20 protein-coding genes are annotated in these 22,494 nt (G+C 70.8%); 15 read left to right on the forward strand and 5 right to left on the reverse strand.

From position 1 onward, the window contains the following. Window positions 1-60: 60 nt before the first annotated feature. Window positions 61-1,257 carry an imidazolonepropionase gene (gene hutI, locus ACH4TL_RS40155; protein ID WP_398328710.1) on the forward strand — a complete coding sequence of 399 codons (1,197 nt, stop codon included), beginning with the start codon at window positions 61-63 and terminating at the stop codon, window positions 1,255-1,257. Between the two features lie 79 nt (window positions 1,258-1,336). Here hutI and ACH4TL_RS40160 read toward each other — a convergent pair whose 3' ends face one another. Continuing rightward, the gene (locus ACH4TL_RS40160) at window positions 1,337-2,284 is read right to left on the reverse strand and encodes an RNA polymerase sigma factor SigF (protein WP_398328707.1); all 948 of its coding nucleotides are present in this window, start codon (window positions 2,282-2,284) and stop codon (window positions 1,337-1,339) included. A gap of 253 nt (window positions 2,285-2,537) precedes the next feature. Between ACH4TL_RS40160 and ACH4TL_RS40165 the strand changes: the two genes are divergently transcribed. The 7 genes from ACH4TL_RS40165 to dacB all read left to right on the forward strand — a co-directional run bounded on the left by ACH4TL_RS40165 (window position 2,538) and on the right by dacB (window position 9,524). Further along, on the forward strand, window positions 2,538-2,906 hold the full coding sequence (locus ACH4TL_RS40165; RefSeq protein ID WP_009717368.1) for an STAS domain-containing protein: 369 nt from the start codon (window positions 2,538-2,540) through the stop codon (window positions 2,904-2,906). A 183-nt stretch (window positions 2,907-3,089) separates the two neighbouring features. Further along, window positions 3,090-3,599, forward strand: a complete 510-nt coding sequence (locus tag ACH4TL_RS40170) for an ATP-binding protein (protein ID WP_398328704.1) — start codon at window positions 3,090-3,092, stop codon at window positions 3,597-3,599. Window positions 3,600-3,797: 198 nt separating this feature from the next. Further along, window positions 3,798-4,589: an LPXTG cell wall anchor domain-containing protein gene (locus ACH4TL_RS40175; RefSeq protein ID WP_398328701.1), complete on the forward strand. Its 792-nt coding sequence runs from the start codon at window positions 3,798-3,800 to the stop codon at window positions 4,587-4,589. Between the two features lie 10 nt (window positions 4,590-4,599). Continuing rightward, window positions 4,600-5,511 carry a hypothetical protein gene (locus tag ACH4TL_RS40180; RefSeq protein WP_398328698.1) on the forward strand — a complete coding sequence of 304 codons (912 nt, stop codon included), beginning with the start codon at window positions 4,600-4,602 and terminating at the stop codon, window positions 5,509-5,511. An 8-nt stretch (window positions 5,512-5,519) separates the two neighbouring features. Further along, window positions 5,520-6,569 (forward strand): neocarzinostatin apoprotein domain-containing protein, encoded by a 1,050-nt coding sequence (locus ACH4TL_RS40185; RefSeq protein WP_398328900.1) that lies wholly within the window; start codon window positions 5,520-5,522, stop codon window positions 6,567-6,569. Between the two features lie 14 nt (window positions 6,570-6,583). Beyond that, entirely contained in the window at window positions 6,584-7,960 is a 1,377-nt protein-coding gene (locus ACH4TL_RS40190; RefSeq protein WP_398328695.1) for a hypothetical protein, read from the forward strand. 256 nt (window positions 7,961-8,216) lie between these two features. Beyond that, window positions 8,217-9,524, forward strand: a complete 1,308-nt coding sequence (dacB, locus tag ACH4TL_RS40195; RefSeq protein WP_398328897.1) for a D-alanyl-D-alanine carboxypeptidase/D-alanyl-D-alanine-endopeptidase — start codon at window positions 8,217-8,219, stop codon at window positions 9,522-9,524. Window positions 9,525-9,591: 67 nt separating this feature from the next. Here dacB and ACH4TL_RS40200 read toward each other — a convergent pair whose 3' ends face one another. Next, window positions 9,592-11,121 (reverse strand): peptide MFS transporter, encoded by a 1,530-nt coding sequence (locus ACH4TL_RS40200; protein WP_398328692.1) that lies wholly within the window; start codon window positions 11,119-11,121, stop codon window positions 9,592-9,594. A gap of 358 nt (window positions 11,122-11,479) precedes the next feature. Here ACH4TL_RS40200 and ACH4TL_RS40205 point away from each other — a divergent pair, with 358 nt between their 5' ends. Both ACH4TL_RS40205 and ACH4TL_RS40210 read left to right on the forward strand, forming a co-directional pair. Then, entirely contained in the window at window positions 11,480-12,160 is a 681-nt protein-coding gene (locus ACH4TL_RS40205) for a response regulator transcription factor (RefSeq protein WP_123101300.1), read from the forward strand. 22 nt (window positions 12,161-12,182) lie between these two features. Continuing rightward, window positions 12,183-13,433: an ATP-binding protein gene (locus ACH4TL_RS40210; RefSeq protein WP_398328687.1), complete on the forward strand. Its 1,251-nt coding sequence runs from the start codon at window positions 12,183-12,185 to the stop codon at window positions 13,431-13,433. A 5-nt stretch (window positions 13,434-13,438) separates the two neighbouring features. Here ACH4TL_RS40210 and ACH4TL_RS40215 read toward each other — a convergent pair whose 3' ends face one another. Continuing rightward, entirely contained in the window at window positions 13,439-13,978 is a 540-nt protein-coding gene (locus tag ACH4TL_RS40215) for a GtrA family protein (RefSeq protein ID WP_398328684.1), read from the reverse strand. 165 nt (window positions 13,979-14,143) lie between these two features. Between ACH4TL_RS40215 and ACH4TL_RS40220 the strand changes: the two genes are divergently transcribed. The 4 genes from ACH4TL_RS40220 to ACH4TL_RS40235 all read left to right on the forward strand — a co-directional run bounded on the left by ACH4TL_RS40220 (window position 14,144) and on the right by ACH4TL_RS40235 (window position 19,229). Beyond that, window positions 14,144-15,283 (forward strand): 5-(carboxyamino)imidazole ribonucleotide synthase, encoded by a 1,140-nt coding sequence (locus ACH4TL_RS40220; protein ID WP_398328681.1) that lies wholly within the window; start codon window positions 14,144-14,146, stop codon window positions 15,281-15,283. Beyond that, window positions 15,280-15,810 carry a 5-(carboxyamino)imidazole ribonucleotide mutase gene (gene purE, locus ACH4TL_RS40225; RefSeq protein ID WP_398328678.1) on the forward strand — a complete coding sequence of 177 codons (531 nt, stop codon included), beginning with the start codon at window positions 15,280-15,282 and terminating at the stop codon, window positions 15,808-15,810. Before ACH4TL_RS40220 ends, purE begins: the two co-directional genes overlap by 4 nt. Before the next feature lie 620 nt (window positions 15,811-16,430). Then, a complete protein-coding gene (locus ACH4TL_RS40230) occupies window positions 16,431-17,639 on the forward strand; it encodes a dipeptidase (protein WP_398328674.1) in 1,209 nt (402 codons plus the stop codon). A 162-nt stretch (window positions 17,640-17,801) separates the two neighbouring features. Continuing rightward, entirely contained in the window at window positions 17,802-19,229 is a 1,428-nt protein-coding gene (locus ACH4TL_RS40235; protein WP_398328671.1) for an alkaline phosphatase family protein, read from the forward strand. 48 nt (window positions 19,230-19,277) lie between these two features. Here the strand turns inward: ACH4TL_RS40235 and ACH4TL_RS40240 are convergent, their stop codons facing one another. Further along, window positions 19,278-19,646, reverse strand: a complete 369-nt coding sequence (locus tag ACH4TL_RS40240; RefSeq protein WP_398328668.1) for a VOC family protein — start codon at window positions 19,644-19,646, stop codon at window positions 19,278-19,280. A 73-nt stretch (window positions 19,647-19,719) separates the two neighbouring features. Continuing rightward, on the reverse strand, window positions 19,720-21,060 hold the full coding sequence (locus tag ACH4TL_RS40245) for a UDP-glucose dehydrogenase family protein (protein ID WP_398328665.1): 1,341 nt from the start codon (window positions 21,058-21,060) through the stop codon (window positions 19,720-19,722). Window positions 21,061-21,239: 179 nt separating this feature from the next. Here ACH4TL_RS40245 and ACH4TL_RS40250 point away from each other — a divergent pair, with 179 nt between their 5' ends. Continuing rightward, window positions 21,240-22,403 (forward strand): acyl-CoA dehydrogenase, encoded by a 1,164-nt coding sequence (locus ACH4TL_RS40250; RefSeq protein WP_398328662.1) that lies wholly within the window; start codon window positions 21,240-21,242, stop codon window positions 22,401-22,403. Window positions 22,404-22,494 lie beyond the last annotated feature (91 nt).

Genomic DNA, 22,494 nt, shown 5'->3' on the forward strand with positions numbered 1-22,494 from the left:
CCGATCACATTGACCACGCCGACCAGGCCGAGCCGGCTGATCAAGGAGAACGCCCCCACCATGACCACCGCAACCGACACGGTCACGACCCCCACCACGACGGCCCTCGTCCACATCTCCAGCCTCGTCACCAACGACCCCTCCCTCGGCGAAGGCCCCCTCGGTCTGATCCAGGACGCGGCGGTCGTCATCGACGGTGACCGCATCGCCTGGGTCGGTGAGACAAGCAAAGCACCCGCCACCGACAACCGGGTCGACGCGGCGGGCCGGGCCGCCATTCCGGGCTTCGTCGACTCCCACTCCCACCTGGTCTTCGCGGGCGACCGCACCGAGGAGTTCAACGCCCGGATGTCAGGCCGGGCCTACAGCGCGGGCGGCATCCGCACCACCGTGGCCGCCACCCGCGCCGCCTCGAACAACGTGCTGAACGCCAACGTCGCCCGCTATGTGGTGGAGGCCCTGCACCAGGGCACCACCACCATCGAGATCAAGTCCGGCTACGGCCTCACCTCGGAGGACGAGGCCCGCGCCCTGTCCATCGCGGCCGCCCACACCGACGAGGTGACGTTCCTCGGCGCGCACATCGTCGCCCCCGAGTTCGCCGACGACCCCGCCGCGTACGTCGACCTGGTCACCGGCCCGATGCTCGACATGTGCGCCCCGCACGCCCGCTGGGTCGACGTCTTCTGCGAACGGGGCGCGTTCGACGGCGACCAGGCCCGTGCCGTCCTCACCGCGGGGAAGGAGCGCGGGCTCATCCCGCGCGTCCACGCCAACCAGCTCTCGTACGGCCCGGGCGTGCAGCTCGCCGTCGAGCTGGGCGCGGCCTCCGCCGACCACTGCACCCATCTCACCGACGCCGACGTGGACGCCCTCGCGCAGGGCGAGACGGTCGCCACGCTGCTGCCAGGGGCGGAGTTCTCGACCCGCTCGACGTATCCGGACGCGCGCCGGCTGCTGGACGCGGGCGCCACGGTCGCGCTGTCGCCGGACTGCAACCCCGGCTCGTCCTTCACCAGCTCGATGCCGTTCTGCGTCGCCCTGGCCGTACGGGACATGGGGATGACCCCGGACGAGGCGGTCTGGGCGGCCACCGCGGGCGGGGCGCGGGCGCTGCGCCGCGACGACGTGGGACGGATCGCCCCCGGTGCCCGGGCCGACCTCGCGCTGCTGGACGCGCCCTCGCACGTCCACCTCGCCTACCGCCCCGGCGTGCCGCTGGTCTCGGCGGTGTGGCGCGCGGGCACGCTCGTCTGACCGCATATCAGAGGAACAGGGCGCGAATAAGGACCCGTCCCGGCGAGCGGGGGCGGGCCCTTATCCGTCTGCGGAAGCGTTACTCCTCGATCATCAGGCCCTTGCGGAGCCGACGGAGGGTGCGCGACAGCAGCCTGGAGACATGCATCTGGGAGATGCCCAGTTCCTCGCCGATCTCCGACTGCGTCATGTTGGCCACGAAGCGCAGGGAGAGGATCTGCTTGTCCCGGGCGGGCAGATCGGCGATCAGCGGCTTCAGGGACTCGACGTACTCGATGCCTTCGAGCCCGTGGTCCTCGTAGCCTATGCGGTCCGCCAGCGCGCCCTCGGAGTCGTCCTCCTCCGGCTGGGCGTCCAGCGAGCTTGCGGTGTACGCGTTGCTCGCGGCCATGCCCTCGACGACCTCGGCGGTGGTGATGTCCAGCCGCGCGGCCAGCTCGCCCACCGTCGGCGCGCGGTCCAGCCGCTGGGCCAGCTCGTCACCGGCCTTGGCCAGGTCGAGCCGCAGCTCCTGGAGCCGCCTGGGCACGCGCACGGACCAACTGGTGTCCCGGAAGAAGCGCTTGATCTCGCCGACGATGGTCGGCATCGCGAAGGTGGGGAACTCGACGCCCCGGCCCGGCTCGAACCGGTCGATGGCCTTGATGAGGCCGATGGTGCCGACCTGGACGATGTCCTCCATCGGCTCGCTGCGGGAGCGGAAGCGGGAGGCGGCGAACTTGACCAGGGCGAGGTTCAGCTCGACCAGGGTGTTGCGGACGTAGGCGTACTCGTGGGTGCCTTCTTCGAGCACCTCGATGCGCTCGAAGAGCGTCTTCGAAAGGGCCCGCGCATCGACCGGACTCACCGTCTCGAATGAGGGGATTTCCGGCAGATCGGACAATTCCGTCAGTTCGTCGAAGGAATATCCGGCGATCTCCTGGGCATCCGCATCAGGGACGAGCTGTTCGGGTACGGGAGTCGACGAGACGGTGGCCCTGGTACTCCAAGACGGGTCGGTACGCGAGTCGTCGAGCTGGGGTGACATAGTCTCCTCCGTCGTTCTCGGCATATGGCTGCCGATGCCATGACGTTGCTGCTCCGGTGAGCGGCGCCTCCAAAGCCGGTCCGTGTTCGGATGTGTTCCTACTACGCCTACCCGTATTCACTGGTGCGTGGCAAGTCCACGTTGTCCATATTTGCCGAACTATGCGAAATGTTCGGCTACCGGAGGACCGGTCAAAGGCGTAAGGTTCATTGCGCGCAATCGAAAGCAACGAGACGCCAGAAGAGGTGCGCACATGGACCGCGGGATGGTCGGCAGCGCCAGCAAGGGCCGGCTCCAGGTCGAGGTTCGGCACCATGGGGCGAGCGCGGTCGTGACACCGACGGGTGAGCTGGACCACCACACCGCCGAGGTGCTGCGGGAACCGCTGGAGCAGTGCGTGGAGGGGGGTCGCGTGCGGCTGGTCGTGGACTGCTCGCATCTGGAGTTCTGCGACTCCACCGGCCTCAATGTGCTGCTCGGCGCCCGACTGAAGGCCGAGGCCGAAGGCGGGGCGGTCCATCTTGCCGGAATGCAGCCGGTCGTTGCCCGCGTGTTCGAGATCACGGGCGCGGAGGCCGTCTTCACGGTCCACGAATCCCTCGACGCAGCGCTTGTCGAGTGATCTCCGCCACTCCTGTTTCCGGTGCGTCGGCAGCATGTCATCGGGGCGTTGTCCGCGTCACACGAGCCGTACCGGAGAAGTGGGTGTTCTCACGCTTTGGCCGGGCAGGAGACAGGCTGAAACTGTTGAAGAGATCAGGTATCCCTTGTCCCTGAATCGGTGAATCGGTGAGGTGAAGCGCTGATGAGCACCACCCGGCCGTATCCGCCGGGCGACCGCGGCCCGGATCCGGACGGCCCTGCCGCTTCGGCTGCCCCACCGGCCACTCCACCCCCCGGGCGGGTTCGTCAGCTCCGCAGGCTCCATCTGATCGGGGCCAGCGGCGCCGTGCCGCGCGCTCGGGACTTCACGCGCGAGGCGCTGCGTGACTGGGGCTGGCTTCCGGCCGCGACCGCCGACCAGCGGGCCGCCGCGGAGGATGTGCTGCTCGTCGTCTCCGAGCTGGTCACCAACGCCTGCCTGCACGCCGACGGCCCCGAGGAACTGCGGGTCAGCTGCAACGCGAAGGTGCTCCGCCTCGAAGTCGTGGACCTCGGCACCGGTACGCCCGCCCCGCGCACCCCGCACCGCGCCGGTCGGCCGGGCGGCCACGGGATGTTCATCGTGCAGCGGCTGTGCCTCGACTGGGGGGTCGTGCGGAACGCGGAGGGATCCGGCAAGACCGTCTGGGCCGAGCTGGCCGCGCCCGCCTGAAGAGCACGGCCCCGGCCCCTCCCCACGCGGGTGCCCTCCCTGCTCGGGCGCTGACCGCCCTGAAGCGGTCATCCTTTTCACGTCGATTCGGCGTGCTCTTTGTCTTCCCTCGTCAAGGTCCCCGGCGTACTGTCGGCGCCCGATCTGATGTGCCGTCAGTTACATTCGGCTGCGGCGCTTGACGAGAGGGGATCTCAGGTGTCCCAACCACAACGCCGTGCGGCCGGCCGTGGCGGCGCCCTCGCGTTGGCCGTGGCCGTTGCCGGTTCGGCGGTCCTGCTCACCGCTCCGGCCGCGCACGCGGCCACGGTGGACGTCAACTATCAGTGCAAGACGCCGATCGGCGACAAAAGCGCCGTATCACCCATCGACATCAAGGGCGCTCCGAGCGGCAGCGCCTACAAGCTCACCATGTCGTTCGAGAAGGGCGTCTCCTCCAGCCCCGTCGAACTCGGCAAGGGGGCCATGCACCCGAGCGCGCTCATCAAGCTGGGCGGCGCGGAGACCGGCACGGTGTCGGTGTCCGGTCCCGCCAACGACAAGGCCATCCCCGCCGATACGCCCATCAAGATCAGCACGCTGACGGGCACGTACACCCCCAAGAAGAGCGGCAAGGTCACCTTCACCGCGTCGACCCTGACCATCAAGGCGCTGGGTACGACCACGACCTGTACGCCGGGCAACAGCCCCAAGCCCTCGCTGACCCTGGACGTCAAGGCGGCGGGCGGCTCCGGCGGCTCCGGCTCCACCGGGGGCACCAGCGGCAGCGGTGGTACGAGCGGCAGTGGCGGCACGGGGAGTACGGGCGGCACCGGCAGCACCGGCGGTACGGGCAGCACGGGCGGTACCGGCAGCACCGGCGGCGGCCAGCTGCCGCAGACCGGACCCACCGACTCCGCCATCGCGCTCGGCACCCTCGGCGGCACGGTGCTCCTCACCGGAGCGGCCGGGGCGCTCTGGCTGACCCGCCGCCGGCGGGCCACCCCCTAGAGCTGCGGGCATGCCGTCCCGTACCGGCGCCGCGTTACGCGCGGCCGCCGCACTCGCCGCTGCGACGGCGCTGCTGGGCGTACCCGCGCTGCCCGCGCAGCCCGCGACGCCCGCCGCTGCCGCCGCGCCCGGCTGGTCGGCGGCGCCCGCGCCCGGCGCGGGCAGCGCGCCGGACGCCGCCGACCGGCCGTACTTCTACCTGGAGGGGCGGCCCGGCACCGTCCTCCAGGACAGGCTCGCGGTCACCAACAGGGACAAGCGCTCCCGCACCCTGCGGCTCCGGGGTGAGGGGGCCGAGGGCGCCTGGATCGCGTTCTCCGCCCGTACGGTGAAGGTTCCGGCCCGCACCCGCGCCGATGTCCCCTTCACCGTCACCGTTCCGCCCGACGCGGCGCCCGGCGACCGTTCCGGCGCGCTCGTCGTCACCGGCGGCGGCCACCGGACCGGCGTACGGATGCATCTGCGGATCAGCGGCGCCACGCTGTCCGCGCTCTCCGTCGAGGACGTGACGGTCGTACGGAACGGGGGCGGCGGCGGGGCGGCCATCCGCTACGCGGTCGTCAATCGCGGCAACACCGCGCTGACCCCGCGGCTGGCCGTACGCGCCGACGGTCTCTTCGGCGCGGTGCTGCGCCGGGACGCCCGCACCCTCCCCGTCCGGGTGCCGCCCGGCAAGCGGGTGCGGCTCACCGAGCGCTGGCCGGACGCCCCCGCCCTGGACGCGGTGGACGTGAGGCTCACCGTCACCGCGGGCGGCGGGGCGCACGCGGCGGCCTCCGCCACGTACACCGCCGCCCCCGGGTGGCTGCTCGCCGCCGCGGCGGTCACGGCACTGGGCGCGGCGGGCGGAGGCGGCACCTGGCTGGTGCGCAGACGCAAACGGAACCGGATGGACGGCACGGAGTCAGGAGCGAGCCCGTGAACGCCGCAATGCGCCCCCGTCGGTACGCCGGGCTGCTGGCCGCCCTGCTCACCGCGCTCGCCCTCGTCGTACCGCCCTCCGGGCCCGCCGCCGCGGCCGACGGACGCCCGGCCGCGAAGGTGTCCCGGGCGCAGGCGGGCACGGGCGGCACGATCACCGTGAGCGGCACCGGCTGGCGGCCGCGCGCCCTGCTCACCCTGCTCATCTGCGGTCAGAACATGATCGGCGGCACCAACTCCTGCGCCAACGCCGACGGCAGGGCGGTCACGACCGGAGCGGGCGGCACCTTCAAACGAAAGCTTCCGGTCGCCGAACCGCCCAAGCCCTGTCCCTGCGTCGTCCATGTCGCGACCGTCACCGGCGAAGCCGCCGCCGCGGACGTGGCGTTCAAGGTCGCCGGGCATCCCGTCGCGCCCCTGCCCGAACAGCGCACCGGCGGTGAACGGCTCAGCGCGCTCTCCGCGCGGCTCGACGGCTCCAGCGGGCTGCTGACCTGGTTCGGCGCGCCCCCGCAGCGACGGCTCGTCGTCACCGTCGGCAATCTCGGCTCGACCCCCGCCCGCGATCCGGTCTTCCAGGTGGGCACCGCGCACGGCGTCTTCGCCCCCGACTGGGAGGAGCAGCAGTGGCGCGGCACCATCCAGCCGGGGAAGAAGGCGCAGGTCAAGCTGCCCGTCGAGCTGTCGGCGGGCGCGCACGGCGACTACCAGGTGTCGCTCCGCTACGGGCGCAAGGTGCTCGTCGAGCAGCCGTGGGGCGTGGGGCGGCCCTGGGGCGTCACCCTCTTCTGGATCCTGCTGTGCGTCGTCGTCCCGGCGGCGGTCTTCCGTATCGGCATGGCCGTCGTGGACAAGGTACGGCCGCGCACACCCCCGGCCCACAAGGCCACCCCGTCCGCCCCGGCCACCGCTCCCGCCGCCGCTCCCGCCGCCGCGGCGAGCGCGGCGGGCGGCACCGCCCTGCCCTGGTTCACCCCGGACACGCTGCCGGGGACATCGAAGCACCACCTTTCCGCACCGTCCGAGGAGAACCGACCGAACCCGAAGGGAACGACGTGAGGACGCAACGAAGAGTGAGTGCGGCCGCCGCCGCACTGCTGCTCGGCGGTGCGGGCGTGCTGTTCGGCGCGAGCACCGCATACGGCGCCGAGGTCTCGTACCAGACCGAATGCCTGCCGCCGCCCATCTCCGGACTGCCCCCGGTGGAGGGCACCACGACCGTGGACGTGCAGGCCCCGGCGACGGCCAAGGTCGGCGACGAGGTCGAGGTGGTGTGGAAGACGGTCCAGGCCGCCTCCAAGAACCCGCCGATCCTCGACATCGCGGAGAACACCGTGAAGCCCACCGGCACGCTCACGGTGGGCGGGGCGCAGACCGGTGAACTGGCCATGGAGGGGCCGCGGGAGAATCCGGCGATCCCCAAGGACAGCCCGATGAAGCTGTCGGACATGACGGCCAAGCTGAAGCTGACGAAGGCCGGTGAGGTCACGCTGACGCCCGGCGGGTACAACATCAACGTCAGCGAGCCGCTGTCGACCGACACCAAGTGCACGGCGAAGGAGGCCGTGAAGGCGTCCGCCACCATCAAGGTGACGGACGGCAGCACCTCGGGCGGCACCACCAGCGGTACGACGTCCGGCACCACAGCGGGCACCACGAGCGGTACGACGTCCGGAACCACCTCCGGAACCACGTCGGGCACGACGAGCGGCACCACGTCCGGCACCACCTCCGGAACCACCAGCGGGACCACCACCGGTGGCGGCAACGGCGGCGGCGACTCGTACACCGGCAAGGAGGTGCAGGTCCAGTACGCCTGCAAGACGCCCATCGGCGACAAGACCGCGACCTCCCCGGTCCGCATCGACGCCAAGAAGAGCGGCGGCAGCTTCGACCTGACCGTGAAGTTCGGCAAGTCCGTGATGGACAGCCCGGCCGACATCCCCGCGGACTCGGTCAAGCCGTCCATGGACGTCAAGGTCGGCGGCGCCGACAAGGGCACCGTTTCCGTGCAGGGCCCGACCAACAAGGGGCCCATCAAGTCCGGTGACCCGATCGAGATCCCGGATCTGACCGGCACCTACAAGCCGGGCGCGAGTGGCAAGGCCACGCTCACTCCGGGCGTGCTGACGGTCAAGGCGCTGGGTACGACCACCACCTGTACCCCCGCCAAGGACCCCGGCGCCTCGCTGGAGCTGGACACCACGGCCCAGCCCGGCGGCACCACGGGAGGAACCAGCACCTCGGGCGGCACCACCACCTCCGGCGGCACCGGGACATCGGGCTCGACGAGCAGCGGCACCAGCGGCACCAGCGGCGGCCTCGCCGAGACCGGTGCGGGCGACCACGGCGGCCTCACGGCGCTCGGCCTGATCGCCGGTACGACGATCCTGCTCGGCGGCGCGATCTTCACCCTCACCCCGTGGCGCAAGCTGCGCGGCACCCGCTGAACGAGCCCGCCTCGCCCCGCCGCACACCGCGCGGCGGGGCGAACGGCTGTGCCGCAACGCTGCGTTAGCGGGACGTTAGGCGGCGCCGTCTAGCCTGTGGCCTGCACGAGCGCATCGTTGGGCTGGTCGAGCACCCGCCCGGTCGCTCTCCCCCACAGCCCAACAGGAACTTCATATGGACGCCGTACGCACCGATCCAGCAACCCCCTCCGCCCCGCACGCTCCCGGGCGTCACCGGCACCGCAAGCCCAAGGCGATGAGCGTGGCCGCCCGCCGCGCTCTCGTCATCGCCGCGACCGCGCCGGTGGCCGGGGCAGTGTTCGCCGGTCCTTCGGCCTTCGCCGCCGACCAGAGCGCCGCCGCGGCCACCACGGTCGGCTCCCCGGACGCCGCGGGGCCGCTCAGCGACGCCGACCAGGTGATGGCCGCGAAGCTCGGTGAGCGCATCAACAACCCGAGCCTGATCAACAACGGCAGCAGCGTCAGCGGCGTGGTGCTGGACGCCGCCTCGGACCAGGTGATCTGGGGCCATGACGCCTCGACCGCCCTGATGCCCGCCTCCAACGCCAAGCTCGCCACCGCCACCGCGGCCCTGAACGACCTGGGCCCGCAAGCCCGGTTCACCACCAAGGTCGTCTACAGCAACGGCACCCTCACCCTCGTCGGCGGCGGCGACCGCACTCTGAGCAGCGACGATCTCGGCGAGATGGCGCAGACGGCCGTCGCCGGGCTCAAGGCGGCGGGCGTGACGAACGTCAAGGTCCGCATCGACGACAGCCTCTTCCCCGAGCCCACCATGGCCGAGGGCTGGCGCCCGGACTACTACGACGACCAGGTCGCCCCCGTACGCGCCCTGTCGGTCGACCAGAAGCTCTCCCAGGACACCGCCCTGGACGCCGGGAAGGTCTTCGCGGGCAAGCTCGCCGAGAAGGGCGTCACCGTCGACGGCGACGTCACGCGCGGGGTGGCGGGCGGCGGCGATGTGCCGGTGGCGCAGAAGCTGTCGCCGACGGTGGCCGAGCTGGTCCGTACGATGCTCAAGACCAGCAACAACGACATGGCCGAGACGCTGCTGCGGATGACCGCCGTCAAGGCGGGCCAGCCCGCCACGTTCGAGGGCGGCACGGCGGCCGTCCGCGCGGCGCTGGAGCGGTACGGCATCCCGCTCGGCAACGTCGTACTGCACGACGGCAGCGGCCTCTCCCGCGCCACCCGGATACCGGCCGCCACCATCGCGGCCATCCTGGACAACGCCACCGAGCCGCGGAACCAGGCCACGCTCGGGCCGATCCTCGACGGCCTCCCGGTCGCCGGTGAGGCGGGCAGCACCCTCGGTCCCGAGTACGCCCGCTTCGACGACCCGGACTCGAAGTGCGCCGTGAACAAGGTGCGGGCGAAGACCGGCACCCTGACCGGCGCGATCGCGCTGAGCGGGGTGACCCAGGGCAAGGACGGGCGCTGGAAGGTCTTCTCCTTCATCGAGAACAACTCCACCGCCGCGAACTCCAAGATCACGGACGCCATGGACGGCCTGGCCGCCACGGTCAACGGCTGCTGGGCATAACGACAAGAAGGGCCCGGCCCCGAACCGACGACGGTTCGGGGCCGGGCCCTCTGTCGTTACGACTGCCTCAGTGCACGTCGGCCATGAGCGCCACGACCTTCTTGCGGTACACGAAGACCCCGATGCCCGCGAGCGCCGCCGCGGTCGCCTCCAGCGCGATCACGCCAGGACCGCTCAGGTCGACCCCGGCGATGGACAGCATCCCGGTGACACAGTCACCGGCGGTCACGGCGAGGAACCACACGCCCATCATCTGGCTCGCGTACTTCGCGGGCGCCATCTTGGTCGTCACCGACAGGCCGACCGGGGAGACGCACAGCTCACCCATGGTCTGGATCAGGTAGATCGACACCAGCCACAGCGGGCTGACCTTCGTCCCGTCCGAGGCCGCCTGCATCGGCAGCACGAAGACGAAGAACGAGAGACCGATCATGACCAGGCCGAAGGCGAACTTCAGCGTGGTGTTCGGCTCCCGGTCACGCCGTGCGAGCCACAGCCACAGCCAGGCGAAGACCGGGGCCAGCGCCATGATCAGCAGCGGGTTCACCGACTGGAACCAGGAGGACGGGAAGTCGAAGCCGAAGATCGTGGTCGCGGTCTTGACGTCGGCGAAGGCGGCCATCGTGGAGCCGCCCTGGTCGTAGATCATCCAGAACACGGCCGCGGCCGCGAAGAACCAGATGTAGCCGCTGACCTTCGTCTGCTCGACCTCCGACAGCTCCCGGTCCCGCTTGATCCGCACCAGCACCCCGATCGGGATGATCAGGCCGAGCAGGGTGATCGGGACCAGCGCCCAGTTGAGCGTCCACTGGCCGCTGAGCACCACGCCGGTGTAGAAGACGGCGGCGACGGCCAGCCAGATCAGGCCCTTGCGCACCCAGGACCGGCGCTCCTCGGCCGCCAGCGGCGTCGGCACGGTGCTGCTCTCGGGGCTCAGGTGACGGGTGCCGATCAGGAACTGGACCAGGCCCAGCGCCATGCCCAGCGCCGCGAGCGCGAAGCCCAGGTGCCAGTTGTACGACTGGCCGACGGTGCCGATCACCAGCGGAGCGGCGAACGCGCCGAGGTTGATGCCGATGTAGAAGATGGTGAACCCGCCGTCGCGGCGCGGGTCCTGCGGTCCGTCGTAGAGCTGGCCGACCATCGTGGAGATGTTGGCCTTGATCAGCCCGGAGCCGAGCGCGACCAGGGCGAGTCCGACGAAGAAGGTCGCCTGACCGGGCACGGCGAGCGCCAGATGACCGGCCATCACGATGCCGGACGCCACCACGACCGTCTTGCGCGGCCCCCAGACCCGGTCGCCGAACCAGCCGCCCGGCATGGCCAGCAGATAGACCATGGCCAGGTAGACCGAGTAGATGGCCACCGCGTTGCCCTCGGACATCCCGAGGCCGCCGCCCTGACCGCCGTCCTTGGCGTCCGGGCCGCCGGAGATCAGATAGACGACGAGGAGCGCTCTCATGCCGTAGAAGCTGAAGCGCTCCCACATTTCGATCATGAAGAGCGTGGCGAGGCCGCGAGGATGGCCGAAGAAGGTCTTGCCACCGCTGGCAGGGTTCTCCTGCGCGGTCGCGCCCTTCGACATACTGGACGCCATGTGGGGGTTCCTTAACAGAGCTCAGGGGTGCACTGCCGCGCGTCAACACGCGTAGAGGGCGCCCGTGGGGGTGGCTGAGCGCCGGGCGGCCCGCTGGTCGTTGCCGGCTCCGTCCGTTCCGCTGACTCCCCGATGTCCGGTGATTCCGGTGTCCGGGCCCGGGCATGAGAGAGACCTTCGGCGCGTCGAACCCACCAAAGGTCCCGGAGGAGTGCTACAGACGTTGTTTCACCATACGACACGCACTTGACACTCTTGAGTGAGACATGGATCACGTAGTGCGCGTGCAACCGGTCGTGCTCCCTGCGTCACCACCTGCGCGCCCCGTGCGCGAACCCCGGCGGACTACCATCACCTCATGACCCGAGTTTTGCTCGCCGAGGATGACGCATCGATCTCGGAACCCCTGGCCCGCGCCCTGCGCCGCGAGGGGTACGAGGTGGAGGTGCGGGAGGACGGACCCACCGCGCTCGACGCCGGTCTGCAAGGAGGCGTCGATCTGCTCGTCCTCGACCTCGGACTGCCCGGGATGGACGGGCTGGAGGTCTGTCGCAGGCTGCGCACCGAGGGCCATGGCTTCCCTGTGCTGGTGCTCACCGCGCGCGCCGACGAGGTCGACACCGTGGTCGGCCTGGACGCCGGTGCCGACGACTACGTCACCAAGCCCTTCCGCCTCGCCGAGCTGCTGGCCCGCGTCCGGGCCCTGCTGCGCCGCGGCGCCGTCGAGACCCAGGCCCAGGCGCCCGCGACCCACGGCGTCCGCATCGACGTCGAGTCGCACCGCGCGTGGATGGGCGACGAGGAGCTCCAGCTGACCGCCAAGGAGTTCGACCTGCTGCGGGTCCTGGTGCGGGACGCGGGCCGGGTCGTCACCCGCGACCAGCTGATGCGCGAGGTGTGGGACACCACCTGGTGGTCCTCCACCAAGACGCTCGACATGCATATCTCCTGGCTGCGCAAGAAGCTCGGGGACGACGCCGCCAACCCCCGTTACATCGCCACCGTCCGGGGCGTCGGCTTCCGGTTCGAGAAGAGCTGACGGTGGCTGACACGGTAGGACCATGCGCCGTCGCCTGATCAACTCCACGCTCGCCGTGGTGCTCGTCGTCATCGCCGTCTTCGGCGTCTCGCTCGTCATCGTGGAGACCCGGACCATCGAGAACAGCGCCCAGGAGAGCGTCAGCTCGGACGCGGTGCGGCTGGTCAGCATCGTGGACAGCAGGCTGCTCGGCGGCGAGGGCGTCACCCACAAGGTGCTGCGCGAGCAGATCGAACCCGGGCGCTACGCCCTGATCACGATCCCGCACCACCCGGACGTCGAGATCGGCAAGCGCCCCCAGGGCAGCGTCATCTCCTCCCAGGAGCGCGGCGAACAGGGCGAGACGGTACGGGTCGAGGCGTCCCGTACGACGGTGAGCCGGGAGATCGGCCGCACCATGCTGATCATCCTGGCGGTCGCGCTGCTCGCGGTCCTCGCCGCGGTCTTCCTCGCCGTACGGCAGGCGCACCGGCTCTCCGCGCCGCTCACCGACCTCGCCGAGACCGCCGAACGGCTGGGCTCCGGTGACCCGCGCCCGCGCCACCGCCGCTACGGGGTGCCCGAACTGGACCGGGTCGCCGATGTCCTGGACGCCAGCGCCGAGCGCATCGCCCGGATGCTCACCGCCGAGCGGCGGCTCGCGGCCGACGCCTCGCACCAGCTGCGGACGCCGCTGACCGCGCTGTCCATGCGGCTGGAGGAGATCACGCTCACCGACGACCCGGACATCGTCAAGGAGGAGGCGTCGATCGCGCTGGGCCAGGTCGAGCGGCTCACCGACGTCGTCCAGCGGCTGCTGACGAACTCGCGCGACCCGCGCAGCGGCTCCGCGGTCGCCTTCGACCTCGACGAGGTCGTCAAGCAGCAGATCGAGGAGTGGCGCCCGGCCTCCCGCAGCGAGGGGCGCGCGATCGTGCGCTCCGGCAAGAAGGGGCTGCGGGCGGTCGGCACCCCGGGCGCGGTCGCCCAGGTGCTCGCCACCCTCATCGAGAACTCGCTGATGCACGGCGACGGTACGGTCGCGCTGCGCACCCGCGTCACCGGCAACCAGGCCGTGGTGGAGGTCACCGACGAGGGCCCGGGCGTGCCGCCCGACCTCGGCGCGCGGGTCTTCGAACGGACGGTCAGCGGACGGAACTCCACCGGGCTCGGCCTCGCGGTCGCCCGCGATCTGGCGGAGGCGGACGGGGGGCGGCTGGAGTTGCTTCAGCCGTATCCGCCGGTGTTCGCGCTCTTCCTGAGCCGCGTGGCGGAGGACGTCCGGCCCTCCTGAGCTGCTTACTTACGGATCGGCTGCTTGTCGTTGTTGCGGCGGCCGGGCCTGGCCGGTGGCGCATCCGCGAGGATCGCCTCCGCGCTCTCCACCGCCTCCCGCGCGGGCAGCGCCCGGAACACCCAGGTCCGGTAGGACCAGAAGCGGAAGAGGGTGCCGATGCCGATGCCGAGGAACTTGAAGACGTTGCTCGCGAGCGAGCTGTCCCAGCCGAAGCCGTACGTCGCCGTGTAGAGCACACCGTTCTCGATGACCAGGCCGATCGCGCTGAACAGCAGGAACAGGCTCAGCTCCTTGGTGCGCCCCTGCTTGTCCCGGTCGCGGTAGGTGAAATACCGGTAGCCCACGTAGTTGAAGCAGGTCGCGACCACCGTCGCCACGATGCTGGCCCGCACCACCGGCAGCTCGGTGACGCTGCGGACCAGGTTGAAGACGGCGAGGTTGACGAAGACGCCGGCGCCGCCGACCACCCCGAACTTCGCGATCTCCCGGGCGAGCCGCCCCACCTGGGTGCTCAGCCCGCCGAGCATGCGTCGTTCACTCATGGTGACCGTTCAGCCCCGTTTCGTCAGCATCGACAACATCTCCCCATGCTAACCAGCGGTGGGGACGCACGCCGGGAGGCCGCGAACAAGAGTCCGGTATGAATATCTGGAGGATCATCCAAGCGCAGGTCAGGGGCGGTCGTGGCGAGAAGTTACCCTTGGAGGGTGACATTTCCGGTAGTCGGCATGGTCGGCGGCGGCCAGCTCGCCCGCATGACCCACGAGGCGGGTATCCCCCTCGGCATCAGGTTCAAGCTGCTCAGTGACACTCCTCAGGACTCGGCAGCCCAAGTGGTCAGCGATGTCGTCGTCGGCGACTACCGCGACCTGGAAACGCTTCGTGCGTTCGCACAAGGCTGTGATGTGGTCACGTTCGACCACGAGCATGTCCCGGCCGAGCATCTGCGCGCACTGGAGGCGGACGGCGTCGTCATCCGCCCCGGCATCGAGGCGCTGCTGCACGCGCAGGACAAGGGCGTGATGCGGGAGCGCCTGCGCGCGGCCGGGGTGCCGTGCCCCCGCCACCGCATCGTGGCCGACCCGGAGGATGTGGGGCGTTTCGCCGAAGAGGGCGACGGCTTCCCCGTCGTCCTCAAGACGGTGCGCGGCGGCTACGACGGCAAGGGCGTGTGGGTCGTCCGTAATACGGAGGACGCCGCCGACCCGTTCCGGGCCGGGGTGCCCGTCCTCGCCGAGGAGATGGTCGACTTCGCGCGCGAGCTGGCCGCCAACGTCGTGCGCTCCCCGCACGGCCAGGCGGTCGCCTACCCCGTCGTGGAGTCGATACAGGTGGACGGCGTCTGCGACACCGTCATCGCCCCCGCCCCCGGTCTCTCCGAAGCGCTCTCCGCCCAGGCGCAGGAGCTGGCGCTGAAGATCGCGGCGGACCTGGGCGTGGTCGGCCACCTCGCGGTCGAACTGTTCGAGACCCGGGACGGCCGCATCCTCGTCAACGAACTGGCGATGCGCCCCCACAACTCCGGCCACTGGACCCAGGACGGCGCCGTCACCTCCCAGTTCGCCAACCATGTGCGCGCGGTGCTCGACCTGCCCCTCGGCGCCCCGAACACCCGGGCGACCTGGACCGTCATGACCAACGTCCTCGGCGGCGACTACCCCGACATGTACGCGGCGTACCTGCACTGCATGGCCCGCGACCCCGCGCTGAAGATCCACATGTACGGCAAGGGCGTGAAGCCCGGCCGCAAGGTCGGCCACGTCAACACCTACGGCGACGACCTGGCCGACGTCCGCGAGCGCGGCCGCCACGCCGCCGACTACCTCCGAGGGACCATCACCGAATGAGCGCTCCAGTGCCCGCGATCGGCATCGTCATGGGCTCCGACTCCGACTGGCCGGTCATGGAAGAAGCGGCCAAGGCCCTCGACGAGTTCGAGATCCCGTACGAGGTGGACGTCGTCTCGGCGCACCGGATGCCGCGCGAGATGGTCGCCTACGGAGAGAACGCCGCGCCCCGCGGCCTCAAGGCCATCATCGCGGGCGCCGGCGGCGCGGCCCACCTCCCGGGCATGCTCGCCTCGGTGACCCCCCTGCCAGTGATCGGCGTCCCGGTGCCCTTGAAGTACCTGGACGGCATGGACTCCCTCCTCTCCATCGTCCAGATGCCCGCGGGTGTCCCGGTCGCCACGGTCTCCATCGGCGGCGCCCGCAACGCGGGCCTCCTCGCCGCGCGCATCCTCGCCGCGCATGACGCGGAGCTTCAGGGGCGGATGCGGGAGTTCCAGGACGAGCTGAACGAGCAGGCCACAGAAAAGGGCAAGCGCCTCCGCGCCAAGGTGGACGGCTCCCCGTCCTTCGGTTTCGGCCACTGACCCCCGGGGGCGCTGCCCCTCGGCGTTTCGCTCCCGGCCGCGCCCGGGTGGGCCGCCTGGGGCGGTGCCCCTTGGGGTTTCGCTCCCGGCCGCGGCCCGGTGGCCGGGTTGTGCCCACCCGTCCCTCCCCCCAGCTACCGCTGGGAGGTGCCCCCTCTGCGGAACGATTGCCCACAACGGGGTCGCATCCTGCCCCCCGACGCCGCGGCGCCGGGGCTTTCCCCACCCCGCCCCTTCCCGAACCCGGGGGCAAGCCCCCGGCCCCCGCCGGGGCTGCGCCCCGGACCCTGGGTGCCACCCACCGTTGCGGGGCGCGTCCGGCGGGGTGGCAGATGTTCCCCACCCCGCCCTTTCCCGGAACCGGGGGCAAGCCCTCCCGGCCCCCGGGCTTCACCTCGTCCGGAGATGCGCCACATTCCAGCCCCTCCGGCGATTGAGGAGCGGGGTCCAGGGGCGGAGCCCCGGCGGGGGTTCGGGGGCGGAGCCCCCGAGGGGGCTGGGGCGCAGCCCCAGTTGGGGTCCGGGGCGGAGCCCCGGTTCGGGAAGGGGCGGGGTGGGGAAGGCCCGCCGCAGGCGTCCGCGCGCGTGACTTCGGGCGGGGGGCGGGTGAAAATGCGCGGATGACCGATCACCTCGCGCACGCCCGCGAACTGCTGTCCGCCCACCCCGTCGTGGACGGCCACAACGACCTCCCCTGGGCCCTGCGCGAGCAGGTCCGCTACGACCTCGACCGACTCGACATCGGCGTCGACCAGAGCGAGCGCACCCACACCGACATCCCCCGCCTCCGCAAGGGCGGCGTCGGCGCCCAGTTCTGGTCGGTGTTCGTACGCTCCGACCTCAGCGGGGACGCCGCCGTCAGCGCGACCCTCGAACAGATCGACGTCGTGCGCCGTTTGACCGAGCGATACCCCGACGACCTCCGGCTGTCGCTCACGGCCGACGACATGGAGGCGGCCCGCGCCGAAGGCCGGATCGCGTCGCTCATGGGGGCGGAGGGCGGGCACAGTATCAACTGCTCCCTCGCGACCCTCCGCGCCCTGTACGACCTCGGGGTGCGCTACATGACGCTCACCCACAACGACAACACCCCATGGGCGGACTCGGCGACGGACGAGCCGAGGGCGCACGGCCTCACCCGCTTCGGCGAGGAGGTCGTCCGCGAGATGAACAGGCTCGGCATGCTCGTCGACCTCTCCCACGTCTCGGCGGACACGATGCGCGACGCGCTGCGGGTGAGCGAGGCGCCGGTGGTGTTCTCGCACTCCTCCGCCCGCGCGGTCTGCGACCATCCGCGCAACATCCCGGACGACGTCCTGGCCGCGCTCCCGGCCAACGGCGGGGTGGCGATGGCGACGTTCGTGCCGAAGTTCGTGCTGCCGGAGGCGGTCGCCTGGACGAAGGCGGCGGACGAGAACATGCGCGCGCACGGCCTGCATCCGCTGGAGCTGACGGAGGCCGCGAAGGAGGTGCAGCGCGCGTTCGAGGAGGCCCGTCCGCGCCCGATGGCAACCGCGGCCACCGTCGCCGACCACCTCGACCATATGCGCGAGGTGGCGGGCGTCGACCACATCGGCATCGGCGGCGACTACGACGGCACCGCGTTCACCCCGTCCGGTCTGGACGATGTCGCCGGCTACCCGAATCTCGTCGCCGAACTCCTCGACCGCCGCTGGTCCGAGGCCGAACTCGCCAAGCTGACCTGGCAGAACGCCGTCCGGGTGCTGCGCGACGCCGAGTCCGCGGCGCGCGGTTTGCGCGCGCTCCGGGGGCCGTCCATCGCGACGATCGACCAGCTCGACCAGCCGGACGCCGCCCCGGAATCCTGACCCCGGGGGCATCTCCCCAACGACCCCTTTACCGGGGCTTGGTGGCTTTGCGATGTGTTGATGCATCGTTCATGTAATTCGTCTCTTCCCCGTCGCCGTCATGGCGAGAGAGTCGACAGCGGTCTGACGATCTCTCATGCACAGAAACGGGAAAGAGGCGTAATGCCCGACTTCACCCGCCGTAGACTCCTTGGTGCCGCCGCCGGTTCGCTGGGCGCGGGCGTGGCCATGACGCTTCTGCCGCCGAGCGTGCAGCAGGCGATAGCCGCCGGGCCGCCGAAGGGCGGCTCGCTCGACGACATCGAGCACGTCGTCCTGCTGATGCAGGAAAACCGCTCGTTCGACCACTACTTCGGCACCCTCAAGGGAGTACGCGGGTTCGCCGACCCGGACGCCCTGAAGCTCTCCACGGGCAAGTCGGTCTTCCACCAGCCGGACGAGGAGAACCCGGACGGCTACCTCCTCCCGTTCCACCTGGACACCCACTCCACCAGCGCCCAGGCGATCCCCTCCACCAGCCACGCCTGGTCGGTGCAGCACGAGGCGTGGAACAACGGCGCCATGGACAAGTGGCTCCCGGCGCACCGCAAGGCGGACGGCGAGAACGGGCCGTACGTCATGGGCTACCACACCCGTGAGGACATCCCGTTCCAGTTCGCCCTGGCCGAGGCGTTCACCGTCTGCGACAACTACTACTGCTCGGTCTTCGGCCCCACCTGGCCCAACCGGCTGTACTGGATGACGGGCACGATCGACCCGGCGGGCATCAAGGGCGGCCCGGTCCTGGAGAACAAGGCGCCCAAGCCGTACCGCTGGACGACGTACGCGGAGCGCCTGCAGAAGGCGGGCGTCAGCTGGAAGGTCTACCAGGAGGAGGACAACTACGGCTGCAACCTCCTGGAGGAGTTCCAGCAGTTCCAGGACGCCCGCCCTGGTGACCCGCTGTACGACCGCGGCATGGTGCACAGCCCCGCCGGGACGTTCGAGGAGGACGCGCGCAACGACCGGCTGCCGACCGTCTCCTGGATCATCCCGACCGCCGAGGTCTCCGAGCACCCGGACTACCTCCCGGCGGCCGGTGCCGACTACGTGGCGTCCAAGATCGAGGCCATCGCGTCCAACCCGGAGGTGTGGCGCAAGACCGTCTTCATCCTCAACTACGACGAGAACGACGGCCTGTTCGACCACGTGCCGCCGCCCACCCCGAAGGCCGGGACCGTGGACGAGTTCGTGGGCGGCCTGCCGATCGGCGGCGGCTTCCGGGTGCCCTGCCTCATCGTCTCGCCGTGGACGGTGGGCGGCTGGGCCGCGGGCGAGGCGTTCGACCACACCTCGGTGCTCCAGTTCCTGGAGCGGCTGACGGGCGTCAAGGAGCCCAACATCAGCCAGTGGCGCCGCCGTACGTTCGGCGACCTCACCTCGGCCTTCGGCTTCGGCAGCGCCGCGCCGAAGCCGCCGAAGCTGCCGGACGACACGGCCGAGCAGCTGGAGAAGGCCAAGGAGGAGGTCGAGAACCTCCCCAAGCCCACCCTCCCGGGCGCCGGCCAGAAGCCCCCGAAGCAGGAGAAGGGCCGCCGCCCGCGCCGCTGAACACCCCTCTCCGCCCCCACCGGACGCCCCCGGTGGGGGCGGGACGTTTCAGGGGCGGATGAGGCAGAAGGGATGCCCCGCCGGGTCGGCGAAGACGCGGAAGTCCCGCTTTCCGCCGTCGTCGTCGAGGTCCAGCGCCTTCGCCCCCAGCGCCAGCACCTTCTCCTGCGCCTCCGCCATGTCGGTCACCCGCAGATCGAAATGCAGCTGCTGCGACTCCTTCGCCGACGGCCAGCTCGGCGGGACGAAACCTGGCGCCTCCTGGAAGGCCAGCCTGTCCCCGTCGGGCAGGAAGAGGTCGACCCAGGTCTTGCCCTCGTTCTTGATCTCCCCGCCCAGCACCTGCTGGTAGAAGCGGGCGAGCGCGGTGGGGTCGGGGCAGTCGACCGCGGTGACGGTCAGTGTGGCGATGGCCATGGCTCCTCCTCGGGTCCCGGCCCGGGTTACCGGCCCGGGACCCGCCAAACGGTTCGGCGAGCCGGGGAGGCGCTTACGCCATCGGGCGGCCCAGCGCGCGGTACGTCCACCCGGCGTCGCGCCAGTAGTCGGGGTCGAGCGCGTTGCGGCCGTCGAGGATGCGGCGCTCGGCGACCATCTCGCCCAGGCCCACCGGGTCCAGCTCGCGGAACTCGCGCCATTCGGTGAGGTGCAGCACCGCATGGGCCCCCCGGGCCGCCTCCAGGGCGGTGGGGGCGTAGGCGAGGGTCGGGAAGAGGGCGCGGGCGTTCTCCATGCCCTTGGGGTCGAAGACGGTCACCTGGGCGCCCTGGAGCTGTATCTGCCCGGCCACGTTGAGCGCGGGGGAGTCCCGTACGTCGTCGGAGTCGGGCTTGAACGTGGCGCCCAGCACCGCGACCCGCTTGCCGAGGAAGCTGCCGCCGACCGCCTCGCGGGCCAGCTCGACCATGTGGCCGCGGCGCCGCATGTTGATCGAGTCGACCTCGCGGAGGAAGGTCAGGGCCTGGTCCGCGCCCAGCTCACCGGCGCGGGCCATGAAGGCGCGGATGTCCTTCGGCAGACAGCCGCCGCCGAAGCCGATCCCGGCCCGCAGGAATTTCTTGCCGATCCGCTCGTCGTAGCCGATGGCCTCGGCGAGCTTGACCACGTCGCCGCCCGCCGCCTCGCAGACCTCGGCCATGGCGTTGATGAACGAGATCTTCGTGGCCAGGAAGGAGTTCGCCGAGGTCTTCACCAGCTCGGCGGTCGGGAAGTCGGTCACCACGAACGGCGATCCCTCGGAGATCGGCGTCGCGTACACCTCCCGCAGCACCTTCTCCGACTTGTCGCTGGTGACGCCGACCACGATCCGGTCCGGGTGCAGCGTGTCCTCGACGGCGAAGCCCTCGCGCAGGAACTCCGGGTTCCAGGCCAGCTCGGCGTCCGCCCCGGCCGGGGCCAGCTCGGCGAGCCGGGCCGCGAGCCGGTCCGCGCTGCCGACCGGGACGGTGGACTTGCCGACGACCAGCGCCGGGCGGCGCAGATGCGGGGCGAGGGATTCCACGGCGTTGTCGACGTAACGCATGTCACACGCGTACTCGCCGTGCTTCTGCGGAGTGTTCACACAGATGAAGTGGACGTCGCCGAACTGCCCGGCCTCCTCGTAGGAGCTGGTGAAGCGCAGCCGCCCGGTCGCGCCGGGGACGCCCGCCACATGCCGCTTCAGCAGATCTTCCAAGCCCGGTTCGTACATGGGCACCCGGCCCTCGGAGAGCATCGCGATCTTCTCGGGCACGATGTCCAGGCCCAGCACCTCGAAGCCCAGCTCGGCCATGGCCGCGGCATGGGTCGCGCCCAGGTAGCCGGTGCCGATCACGGTGATCTTGAGGGCCATGCGGTGCTCCAGAAGCGTCGGTCTCAGATGCGCTGACTGAGCATAGTCGGCCCCTCCGACAGGGCTCGGCGGCTTCCTGTCGGGTAGCTCACGTATACGGGGCGCGGCAGCGGCCCTAGAATTCTGTTACTTAACGGTAGTTAGCACAGCAGGCAGCATCACAGGGGAGTGAGAAGACCTTGGCGTCCTCGGGAAACGCAGACTTCGACCTGTACCGGCCGTCCGAGGAGCACGACATGCTCCGCGACTCGGTCCGCTCGCTCGCCGAGGCGAAAATAGCCCCCTTCGCGGCCGAGGTGGACGAGGAGGGCCGCTTCCCGCAGGAGGCGCTGGAGGCCCTGGTCGCCAATGATCTGCACGCGGTGCACGTGCCCGAGTCGTACGGGGGCGGCGGCGCCGACGCGCTCGCGACCGTGATCGTCATCGAGGAGGTCGCCCGGGTGTGCGCCTCCTCGTCCCTGATCCCCGCGGTCAACAAGCTGGGCTCGCTGCCGGTCATCCTGTCCGGCTCCGAGGAGCTGAAGAAGAAGTACCTGGGCCCGCTCGCCAAGGGCGACGCGATGTTCTCGTACTGCCTCTCCGAGCCCGACGCGGGCTCCGACGCGGCCGGGATGAAGACCAAGGCGGTCCGCGACGGCGACTTCTTCGTCCTCAACGGCGTCAAGCGCTGGATCACCAACGCCGGGGTCTCCGACTACTACACGGTGATGGCCGTCACCGACCCCGAGAAGCGCTCCAAGGGCATCTCCGCCTTCGTCGTGGAGAAGTCCGACGAGGGCGTCTCCTTCGGCGCCCCGGAGAAGAAGCTCGGCATCAAGGGCTCCCCGACGCGCGAGGTCTACCTCGACAACGTCCGCATCCCCGCCGACCGCATGATCGGCGCCGAGGGCACCGGCTTCGCCACCGCCATGAAGACCCTCGACCACACCCGCATCACCATCGCCGCCCAGGCCCTCGGCATCGCCCAGGGCGCCCTCGACTACGCCAAGGGCTACGTCCAGGAGCGCAAGCAGTTCGGCAAGGCGATCGCCGACTTCCAGGGCATCCAGTTCATGCTCGCCGACATGGCCATGAAGATCTCCGCCGCCCGCGCCCTGACGTACCAGGCCGCCGCCGCCTCCGAGCGCGGCGACGCCGACCTCACCTACCAGGGCGCCGCCGCCAAGTGCTTCGCCTCGGACGTGGCGATGGAGGTCACCACGGACGCCGTCCAGCTGCTCGGCGGCTACGGCTACACCCGCGACTACCCGGTCGAGCGCATGATGCGCGACGCCAAGATCACCCAGATCTACGAGGGCACCAACCAGGTCCAGCGCGTCGTGATGGCCAGGAACCTGCCGTAGCGGACCCGCGCAACCGCACCGCCCCCGGCGCCCGCCGGGGGCGGTTTTGCGTGGGCGAGGGGTGGAGAGGGGCGGACGGCAAACCTGTCAT

The organism is Streptomyces sp. NPDC021115 (assembly GCF_044333065.1).
GTDB lineage: Bacteria > Actinomycetota > Actinomycetes > Streptomycetales > Streptomycetaceae > Streptomyces.

Bases quoted from the DNA above. Each gene is read 5' to 3' on its own strand.
- hutI (WP_398328710.1), top strand. From the start codon at position 61: ATGACCACCGCAACCGACACGGTCACGACCCCCACCACGACGGCCCTC.
- ACH4TL_RS40215 (WP_398328684.1), bottom strand. From the start codon at position 13,978: ATGAGTGAACGACGCATGCTCGGCGGGCTGAGCACCCAGGTGGGGCGG.
- dacB (WP_398328897.1), top strand. From the start codon at position 8,217: ATGAGCGTGGCCGCCCGCCGCGCTCTCGTCATCGCCGCGACCGCGCCG.
- ACH4TL_RS40205 (WP_123101300.1), top strand. From the start codon at position 11,480: ATGACCCGAGTTTTGCTCGCCGAGGATGACGCATCGATCTCGGAACCC.
- ACH4TL_RS40165 (WP_009717368.1), top strand. From the start codon at position 2,538: ATGGACCGCGGGATGGTCGGCAGCGCCAGCAAGGGCCGGCTCCAGGTC.
- ACH4TL_RS40210 (WP_398328687.1), top strand. From the start codon at position 12,183: ATGCGCCGTCGCCTGATCAACTCCACGCTCGCCGTGGTGCTCGTCGTC.
- ACH4TL_RS40245 (WP_398328665.1), bottom strand. From the start codon at position 21,060: ATGGCCCTCAAGATCACCGTGATCGGCACCGGCTACCTGGGCGCGACC.
- purE (WP_398328678.1), top strand. From the start codon at position 15,280: ATGAGCGCTCCAGTGCCCGCGATCGGCATCGTCATGGGCTCCGACTCC.
- ACH4TL_RS40230 (WP_398328674.1), top strand. From the start codon at position 16,431: ATGACCGATCACCTCGCGCACGCCCGCGAACTGCTGTCCGCCCACCCC.
- ACH4TL_RS40240 (WP_398328668.1), bottom strand. From the start codon at position 19,646: ATGGCCATCGCCACACTGACCGTCACCGCGGTCGACTGCCCCGACCCC.
- ACH4TL_RS40170 (WP_398328704.1), top strand. From the start codon at position 3,090: ATGAGCACCACCCGGCCGTATCCGCCGGGCGACCGCGGCCCGGATCCG.
- ACH4TL_RS40185 (WP_398328900.1), top strand. From the start codon at position 5,520: ATGCGCCCCCGTCGGTACGCCGGGCTGCTGGCCGCCCTGCTCACCGCG.
- ACH4TL_RS40235 (WP_398328671.1), top strand. From the start codon at position 17,802: ATGCCCGACTTCACCCGCCGTAGACTCCTTGGTGCCGCCGCCGGTTCG.
- ACH4TL_RS40160 (WP_398328707.1), bottom strand. From the start codon at position 2,284: ATGTCACCCCAGCTCGACGACTCGCGTACCGACCCGTCTTGGAGTACC.
- ACH4TL_RS40200 (WP_398328692.1), bottom strand. From the start codon at position 11,121: ATGGCGTCCAGTATGTCGAAGGGCGCGACCGCGCAGGAGAACCCTGCC.
- ACH4TL_RS40180 (WP_398328698.1), top strand. From the start codon at position 4,600: ATGCCGTCCCGTACCGGCGCCGCGTTACGCGCGGCCGCCGCACTCGCC.